This window comes from Schaalia odontolytica, from assembly GCF_002847525.1.
GTDB classification, from domain to species: domain Bacteria; phylum Actinomycetota; class Actinomycetes; order Actinomycetales; family Actinomycetaceae; genus Pauljensenia; species Pauljensenia odontolytica_B.
In genome coordinates this window covers 1-1,440 of record NZ_PKKM01000027.1, presented here as the reverse complement: position 1 = coordinate 1,440, position 1,440 = coordinate 1, and the positions used below count along the sequence as shown (strand labels likewise).

The window sequence follows — 1,440 nt, the reverse complement described above, 5'->3', positions numbered from 1 at the left end:
CGGCTCTTCATAATTGGGGGTGTAGTTGGGGTCTGAATCCTCCTGTTTCGAGGAGTGCTCGGGTGATGTAGTTGGTGAGGTTTCGCAAGTCCGAGTGCGGATCCGCGTAGGTGTTCGAGACGTCCGTTGATGGCTTCGGTAGGACCGTTGCTGGTGTGGGGATGATCGAAGTAGGCCAGGATGTCCCCGGCTCGGCGTTTGAGTGTCCTGCCCAGCGTGATGAGCTCGGTTAGGCCCCTCGGTACGCGTGTGGAGGTCAGTGTGTTGATTTCGGCTTTCATCAGGGCCTTACCGCGGATTTTGTTGGGATCACGATAGGCGCCAGGTGATGTTCTGGTAGACGCTCCAGGTGACTTCGAGGGCGACGTGGTAATCGCTGGCGAACAGGTCGAGGATCTGGTGTTGCTGGCGTGGGGTGAGCAGGCATGAGCGGGTGTGTAACATTCTGCGGGCCTTGTATAGGGGGTCGGTGGCACGCCCGCGCCGGTGGTGGAGTTCTTGCTGGATGCGCCTGCGGCACTCATCCAAGGCGTTGCCAGCCAGGTGCACGACATGGAAGGGATCCATGACTGCCCTTGCGTCGGGGAGTTCTTCGGCGGCTGCGCTTTTGAACCCGGTGAATCCATCCATCGCGACGATCTCAATGCGTTCGCGCCACGTGTCAGGGCGGGAGGCCAGCCAGGTTTTGAAAACCTGCTTGGAGCGGCCCGGGACCATGTCCAGGAGCCGGGAGGGACCGCGACGGTCTCGTACGGGAGTGACGTCCAAGATGACGGTGACGTATTTGTCGCCGTAGGGGGTGTGGCGCCACACGTGTTCATCCACGCCAATGACACGCACGCCTTCACACCGTGCTGGATCATTGATCAGCAGGCGCGCCCCTTCAGCCAGGACAGCAGTATTGGCGGCTCTTCCAGGACGCGCCCAGGGTCTGGGCGACGCGCGCCACCGTCAGATGGTGGACCACCAGGCCCGTCAGCGCCCAGCGCACCGCCGCACGCGAGAGCTTCGCGCGCGGATCGGCCGCTTGACTCATGTCTTGACGCCACACGTGAGCACACGTCTCGCACCGGTAGCGGCGCACGCTCACATGCAAGATCGTGGGACGCCACCCGCAGGGCTCATGCGCCAAGCGCCTGACCACCGTGTCACGAGCCACGCCCTGGCACCCGCAGCGTCGACACCACCGGTCCTCACCCGTAATACGGCACGCCAACACTGCATGGTCTGCCTCAACGCGCTGACCCGTCACCTCCAACCCCAGGCCATCCAGGCGCGTGAACACGCTCAGATCAGGGCGATCAAAGATAGTATTGGCCATGTCGAGGTCTTTCAGATGGACGGTGTAGGAACCCCCATCATCGGAAGACCTCGACCCCTACCCAGCCACGACACGCCCAACCCCGCCCACAACACCTACACCCTCAAATGCGAAGAGCC

1 pseudogene is annotated in these 1,440 nt (G+C 62.5%); it reads right to left on the bottom strand.

The features are described from left to right. Nucleotides 1-7: 7 nt before the first annotated feature. Nucleotides 8-1,321, bottom strand: a pseudogene (locus CYJ22_RS10410) (ISL3 family transposase). Between the last annotated feature and the right edge of the window lie 119 nt (nucleotides 1,322-1,440).